The organism is Candidatus Jidaibacter acanthamoeba, from assembly GCF_000815465.1.
In the GTDB taxonomy this organism is placed as follows: Bacteria; Pseudomonadota; Alphaproteobacteria; order Rickettsiales; family Midichloriaceae; genus Jidaibacter; species Jidaibacter acanthamoebae.
Map to the genome: position 1 here is coordinate 1 of NZ_JSWE01000040.1, position 4,244 is coordinate 4,244.

A 4,244-nucleotide genomic window follows, 5' to 3' on the forward strand; every position below is an offset into this window, starting at 1 on the left:
TTTAATTCTAACTCAGGTTTGGTAATTAGTATTCTTTCCACCATTTCCAAGTTACCGCTACGTACGGCTTTATGCAAAGAAATCTCTCCTTTATAGTCAATGCGACTAATGAAAGCACCGTTTTGTAATAAGGTCTCTAATAAATTAATATTACCTGATAGTATAGCTTGAAAAACCGGAGGTTCACCTTCAGGACTCACTTTATTTACATTAGCTCCTAATAAAATGCAAACTTGTACTATTTCTAAATTATTTTCTTTTAAAGCTTCCCTTAATTCTATTTGGTAATCTTCTCTTTCCCAATTAAGAGCATCACCCCATATCTTTGACATGTTTATCAATCCTAATGATGCTATTCTTCTAAAGCAACTAGCACCATTTTCTTCAACTACCAACGGATGCTGCCAAAACTGTTCTCCCATTCGGCTTATGACACTTTTAAGCAAATCAGGGTTCTTAATCCGGATTACCAAGTCTAAGAAAGTTTGATCATTTATTAATGGTTTTATCATTATATTGTTATATAAAGGTGAATCTATACTCACTTACCTAACCCCTGAGAATTACTTGTAGTACGGCTGATAGACGAAGACTCAACCCAAGTGGAAGCAGATGGTTGTACACTTATGCATTCTGCAAGTGCTTTTTTTGTTTTTTCAATTTCTGCTCTTGGTCTGGGCTCAATATAGTTTTCTCTTAATATTAGGCTTGTATTAAGATGAAGACTTGCGGCTCTATATTCACCAAATTGTTGTAGAGACCTTCCGCAGTTATAATAAAGAGTAGCTAATTTAGGATCATTCTTTAAACTACAATAAGTATAAAGTTGAATAGCTGAAAAAAATAGTTCTGCTGCATTTTTAAAGTTATTTTCTTTATAACACTTTACTGCTTGCTCGTTAAAACTAGTAGCCTCCCTTTCTACTTCTTTACAATTTTGTTTTAAATCATGGTAATATTTTCTCTCTAGATAATGTCTAGCAAAGGTGGTAATCTCGCTGATAATATTAGCTTTAAATTCAGTATTTGGAGCCTTATTTTCATAAGAATGGTATACATCTTGTACTTTTGAAAAGCTATCTTCTTTTTTACTTATAATTGTGTTAAGAGCTTGTTTAAAAGCTAAATCTTCTTGTGTTTCAGGTATATTATCATTGCTATCAATCATTTCTTTTAAATTTCTATTAAATAAACGGACATAATCAAAGTCATTTATGTAACCTTCCATGTAAAAGGCCACTTGCATTCCAATCTCTTTAGTAGAGCTAACAATTGGCATTTTACCTTTCATATTACAAGCTATACCAGCCAATTTACCAGCCACCATTATGAATGGATCATCTTTTTCAATAAACTTTATTTCTTGAATTGTAGCCTGGTGTGAGTTATCAATACTTAGCTCTACATCCATATTCTCCCAAGCAAGTCCATCAAATACTGAGAATCTCCTAACCTGTGCTTTCCTCGTTATAAATTTAGCATTTATTCCTATAATTTGATGGATTTTCTGTACTGCTTGAATTTGTTGTTCCTGAGGATGGTGTATAAGTTCTAAACCTTCTCTATTTCTAATGGGGTATTTTTTTACATTTGGATGAATATCATTATTGTTTTCTTTATTATAAGAGACATAAATACCATCATGTTGAATATCTATTTCTTTTTCAATTATTTTTGAGCCCAGACCAATTGAACTTATAAGATTAATTAAATGAGATTTGACAAACGTTTCATTCTCACGAGAGATTATTATTATTTCTTGTAAGTTCTTAATATTCTCTATTTCAGTTTTTAGTTTGGTCATTGAGATCATTATTGTTAGATGATCTACATGCGATAAAAGGATTTTGCCTTCACCTATACAAGCTAATATATTACATGCTGAAAAGCCATCTGTATATAGCCCTCCTATTCCATAACTTGTTGTTAAAGGTGTCAAACTAGCACAATAACCTTGGGGTACATATATGGTTTTAGTCATAGAGAGCTCTTTATTAGCAATATTTAATTTTAATACATTTAACAGTTTCCTTAAGAAGATACATTATCAAAAATATTAAATTATAGGGTTTTAGCTTATTGTTCAAAGCTTTCCTCGTAACAAGGAAAATATTATATTTGCTAAAAAATAACCAAATATTTTCTATCTTAATTTTTATATTATTCAATTGTGTTGCAAAAAATTTTAAATTACCTATTTTTAGGTTCTGAATAGTCTTTGAACCTATACTTAATTATATGTTTTTATATTTTAGCAACACTATCCTATTAAATGATGTGCTTATAATTTTATTTTTAAAACATAAGCTAAATTTCACTTTCTAACTTTAATGTTAAATCAGTATCCATCAAAAAAGTCTCTTTATCTTCATATATTAGAGAATCTGAGTAACTAGAACCACTAATCTGCAAAGAAGCAGTAGTACTTTTCATACCAAACACAACATAGCTTGTTCCCGAACCAGCTTCAGGAGCACCAATAATTAGATCAGCAATACCATCATCGTTTATATCTCCTGCACCACTTACTGAGTAGCCTGAATTTTCATAAGCTTTCGCTCCATAGATTGCAAAACCGTTCCTTCCGTTCAAGTCAGATACATTAATGCTTGCAGGTAAAAATGATTGGCTTCCAAATACAACATAACTTGCTCCTACATTTGAACCAGCTCCGGGAGCACCAATAATAAAGTCAGCGATACCATCACCGTTTATATCTCCTGCTCCGCTTACTGAAGAGCCTAATGCATCAGGATTTGTTATCCCGTTTATTGCAAAGCCGTTTTTTCCGTTAAGGTCAGATACATTAATGCTTGCAGGGAAAGTAGATTGACTTCCAAATATAACATAACTTGCTCCTGCCTTTAAACTAGCTCCGGGAGCACCAATAATAAGATCAGCAATACCATCTCCATTTATATCTCCCGCTCCGCTTACTGAAGAGCCTAACGCATCGAGACTTGCTATCCCGTTTATTGCAAAACCATTTTTTCCATTAAGAGAGTATACATTAATGCTTGTAGGAAAAGGGGATTGACTTCCAAATACAACATAGCTTGCTCCTACATTTGAACCAGCTGTAAAGGCACCGATAACAATGTCAGCAATACCGTCAGCATTTATATCTCCTGCTCCACTTACTGAATAACCTAATGAATCGAAGCTTGTTATCCCGTATATTGTAAAGCCGTTTTTGCCGTTAAGCTCGGATACATTAATGTTTGCAGGAAAAGGATACTTACTTCCAAATATAGTATAGCTTGCTCCTGCATCGGAATCTCCAATAATCATATCCGCAATACCGTCAGCATTTATATCTCCTGCCCCGCTTACTGGTGGTTTTGACCAATAATTATTACCTAACCCACTTATTGTAAAACCGTTTTTACCATTAATATCGGATAAACTTATATTTCCAGGAAAAGGGGATCGGCTTCCAAATATAACATAACCTGCTCCCGTTTGAGCACCACTGACAATAAGATCAGCAATACTATCACCATTTATGTCTCCTGCTCCATTTACTGATACACCTAATGAATCTAGACTTGTTCTTCCGTATATTGCAAAGCCATTATTACCGTTAAGGTCGGATAAACTAGTGTTTGCAGAAAAAGGAGATTGGCTTCCAAATACAACATAACTTGCCCCCATTTTCAAACGAGCTCCAGGAGCGCCAATAATAAGGTCAGCAATACCATCTCCATTTATATCTCCTGCTCTACTCACTGAGAAGCCTGATTCCATCATAGATTCTGTTGTACCGTTTATTGCAAAGCCATTTCTTCCATTTAGGCTTGATAGATAGAATGGGTTTTTAAATGAATTCATATTATAATATCCTATATTAAATATTAACGTTGTATTTTGAAGTTAGGAGGAGAACAGCACTACTAACCTGGTAAAAACTAAGGCAGACACAGATCGTATACAATATTTTTTATAAAACATTTACATACTTTATATGAATATATTATTAATTTTATTTATTAGAAGATTGGCATTTATAATTCTAGATATATATATATATAAATATAAATTAAATAAAAGTCATTAGCATTGTTGTTAAAATAAGACTTAGAGGATAAGATTAACAAAAGTGTTATTGTTACCTAAATTGCAATCTTCCTTTACCATAATGTTTTAAGAAAGCTTTTATTATGAGGCATGAAATATACACAGCAGGTATTGTCAAGCCCCCGAAATATGTTCCACTTTTTAGTTAGTGACAAGTCATGTAGTTA

Annotated in this window: 3 protein-coding genes; all 3 read right to left on the reverse strand. The window is 32.8% G+C overall.

What is annotated here, in order from left to right:
* On the reverse strand, window positions 1-545 hold a 545-nt coding region (locus NF27_RS01060), incomplete at its 3' end, for an ankyrin repeat domain-containing protein (RefSeq protein WP_161791753.1).
* Window positions 542-1,981, reverse strand: a complete 1,440-nt coding sequence (locus NF27_RS01065; protein ID WP_039454851.1) for a tetratricopeptide repeat protein — start codon at window positions 1,979-1,981, stop codon at window positions 542-544. The genes NF27_RS01060 and NF27_RS01065, both read right to left, overlap by 4 nt.
* Window positions 1,982-2,307: 326 nt before the next feature.
* Complete coding sequence (locus tag NF27_RS12930) at window positions 2,308-3,831, reverse strand: FG-GAP repeat protein (RefSeq protein WP_053332464.1); 1,524 nt, start codon at window positions 3,829-3,831, stop codon at window positions 2,308-2,310.
* Window positions 3,832-4,244 lie beyond the last annotated feature (413 nt).